The following is a 2,924-nucleotide window of genomic DNA, read 5'->3' as shown; positions in this document are numbered from 1 at the left end:
ATCTCCTGCAATTCCACCCTCCCTATTCCTGTCATAACGGAACGACGTATGCTTCATCAAATTGGAATTGATATAAAGTCTTAATCTTCTCATAAGTCTTAGCGCTGCGCCARSCTACGCTCTGCCAATACATAAAACCTCAGAAAAGACTAGATAATCCAGATTTTCATCTTTTATGCAAAGTCTCAGCAAACACCCCTCCTTTGATTCCTAAGAAGTGTGCTCGTCCCTTCTCATTGATACGCTCCAATTGGCTTATGCGCGACCTGTCAAGTTTCTTGCCACTGTAGTATGTATGGATATTAGCAAAATAGTCTTCCGGAAACAGCGAGTAGGAATGATAAAGATCAGCATAAGTAGCCCAGTTCAATCCCGGTCATCATCAAAACTTACTATCCCACATCATATCAAAATAAGTGTTCGAAGCACTAATCAATACTGTAGGGTAACCCGCATTGGCCAATCGATATACCAAATCTTCCTGCCCACCACCAATAACATTATTCCATACATCCAACTGCATATTCTGTTTATCCGCCATGTTGGGGTTTACGACCATTCCCTTTCCTTTATTGACCATGCCTATCTCTTCCCATCCCGCCAGCTGTAATCCTTTTTTAAGACATATCTTATTTATTCTATCGATATAATACGTCCACACCTCATGTACTGAACTCATCCCCTGCTCTTCCATGAAGGCCTTAATCTTTGGTGATCCTTCCCATACACCGCGCGGCACCTCATCACCTCCCAAGGAAACCTTCGTAAAAGGCACTCCCGCCTCCTTATACATAAGAGCAAATTCATCAAGAACCTTCTCTATGAAAGTGTAGACCGACGGCAATGCAGGGTTCAACACGTTGTCATTATAATTCTGAGGGGTATTATACACTGACTTATCTTCCGGATCATGAAGGAGATACTGTTCAGCCAACTCAGGTTTTCCTTGCCTCATAAACCTATTGTATCGCGCCCACATAGCTTTTATAGCCGCACGAGCATGACCTGGAGTCTCTATCTCCGGAACCACCTGAATATTCCTCTCCTGCGCATAGCGCAATATTTCGATAAAGTCCGCGCGTGTAAGATATCTCGCTTGCGTATCCGCTGCGGAACCATATGCCGGCATTAGCGCGTTGCCTTCATGAAACAGTGGACTTCGGCGCGCCCCTACCTCTGTTAGCTCCGGCAGACCGGGAATTTCAATACGCCAGGCCTCATCTTCGATAAAATGGAAATGCAAAACATTTAACTTATAGTCTGCCATCAAATCCAGATACTTCAATACGATAGACTTATCTCTGAAATTGCGCGCGATATCCATCATGAAGCCGCGATATCCATAGCGAGGCTCATCCTTCACTTCTACACATGGCAAAACTTTCTCTCCTGAAGTATGCTTTACTCCACTATACAGCGATTTGATGCTCTTGATAGCATATAGAAAACCTGCATACTGACTGGCCTCAATACTAATCTGGTTCTCCGATATCGTGAGATGATAGGCCTCAGCTCCTAAACTTGGATTTTGTTTTAATACAAGGTCTGCACTACCTCCATTGGTAAACTCCACGGAAACAATAGAAGACACCTCCCTGCTCACCATCGGGTATAAGGATGTATCCGCTTGTACGGTGATTTTATGCTTAATTCTATATTTACCCTTGCTCTCTTTCAGATATTTTGGGGTTGGAAAAATGAGGATATTACTTTCTGCCTTCTCAAAAGCCTTGTTTTTGTTGTAAAGCTCTGCCAGATAACTTCTATTTTCTTCGGCACTGCGCTGTAGCATTTTATAGCTCACCTTCTCAATGCCAAAAAATGTCTTCTTATCCTTATTGTTTAGCAAGTAAAAACCGTTGGGCAACATCGAAACACCCGGAATAATATATTTGGAAGTATAACTTATTACCAATGAATCTTTAGGCTGCAGTGTCTGTCCCGAAAAAGTAATCTGGAAAACATTTCCTTTAAGATCCTTGATGGCGTACTTTTCCGTCTGCTCATCCAAGATAGGAAACATAGAGTTGAAAAAGAGATCCCACTCATTTAATGAAAAGGCTTTACGTCCATCATTTTTTAAAACCAGCTGGTATCTAAGCTGATTTTTTCCATCATAAGCTGCATCTGTCTGCCAATATATGGACAAATCCGCTGGGCCATGTTGCGCCTGTACACACAAAATTGTTAGCAAAATATTCAAAACAAGTACACTCAAGAAACGACAAAAATTTATTGTTTTCATAATCTGGATATTATATACATAGATACTAATTTTTTTTCTACTTTTTTTTGCACGATTAAAAAATTGAGCTATATTTGCGCAGCAAAACAGAAAAGGCCCGTTCGTCTAGGGGTTAGGACGCAAGATTTTCATTCTTGAAACAGGGGTTCGATTCCCCTACGGGCTACAAAAAGCGACTTTATAAGTCGCTTTTTTGGTTGTAGGGTTGAGAACAAAATCAAAGACTTTTTTTTAAATTATTTTTGGAGAATAAAAACTTAATCCTATATTTGCACACCGAAACAGAAAAGGCCCGTTCGTCTAGGGGTTAGGACGCAAGATTTTCATTCTTGAAACAGGGGTTCGATTCCCCTACGGGCTACAGATATTAAATCAAAAGCATACAAAAGCCTGCAAATTAAACGTTTGGACTGCCCCCAAAAAGTTGGACGAATTTATGCAATATTTTTGATATGATGAGCTCGGTATTCTACCGGGCTCATTCCATTTAAATTAGTTCTTATCCTTTTGTTGTTGTAATATTTAATATATTCTATAATATCCTTAGTTAATTCCAGTATTGACCTATATTTCTTTAAATAAACAACTCTGATTTTATGTACCCAAAAAGTTCTCTATTAATAGCAATTATCTAGACACTTTCCCTTTCTGACATGCTCTGATAATTTCATTGTTCTTT

Annotated in this window: 2 protein-coding genes, 2 tRNA genes and 1 pseudogene; 2 read left to right on the top strand and 3 right to left on the bottom strand. The window is 40.1% G+C overall.

What is annotated here, in order from left to right:
• Positions 1-166 precede the first annotated feature (166 nt).
• Complete coding sequence (locus tag SD31_RS15420) at positions 167-370, bottom strand: hypothetical protein (RefSeq protein WP_052258961.1); 204 nt, start codon at positions 368-370, stop codon at positions 167-169.
• A 12-nt stretch (positions 371-382) separates the two neighbouring features.
• The gene (locus tag SD31_RS10280) at positions 383-2,182 is read right to left on the bottom strand and encodes a family 20 glycosylhydrolase (RefSeq protein WP_197053660.1); all 1,800 of its coding nucleotides are present in this window, start codon (positions 2,180-2,182) and stop codon (positions 383-385) included.
• 157 nt (positions 2,183-2,339) lie between these two features.
• On the opposite strand from SD31_RS10280, the gene SD31_RS10275 reads away from it, so the two are divergent.
• Both SD31_RS10275 and SD31_RS10270 read left to right on the top strand, forming a co-directional pair.
• Positions 2,340-2,411: transfer RNA gene (locus SD31_RS10275), tRNA-Glu, on the top strand.
• Between the two features lie 123 nt (positions 2,412-2,534).
• Positions 2,535-2,606 (top strand) — tRNA-Glu (locus SD31_RS10270).
• A 73-nt stretch (positions 2,607-2,679) separates the two neighbouring features.
• On the opposite strand, the pseudogene SD31_RS16135 reads toward SD31_RS10270, so the two are convergent.
• Positions 2,680-2,841, bottom strand: a pseudogene (locus SD31_RS16135) (IS3 family transposase); the annotation flags it as partial.
• Between the last annotated feature and the right edge of the window lie 83 nt (positions 2,842-2,924).

Source organism: Sphingobacterium sp. T2, assembly GCF_000814685.1.
Lineage (GTDB): Bacteria > Bacteroidota > Bacteroidia > Sphingobacteriales > Sphingobacteriaceae > Sphingobacterium > Sphingobacterium thermophilum.
Note: the sequence above shows the minus strand (reverse complement) of the source record. Positions and strands in the feature narration are given on the sequence as shown.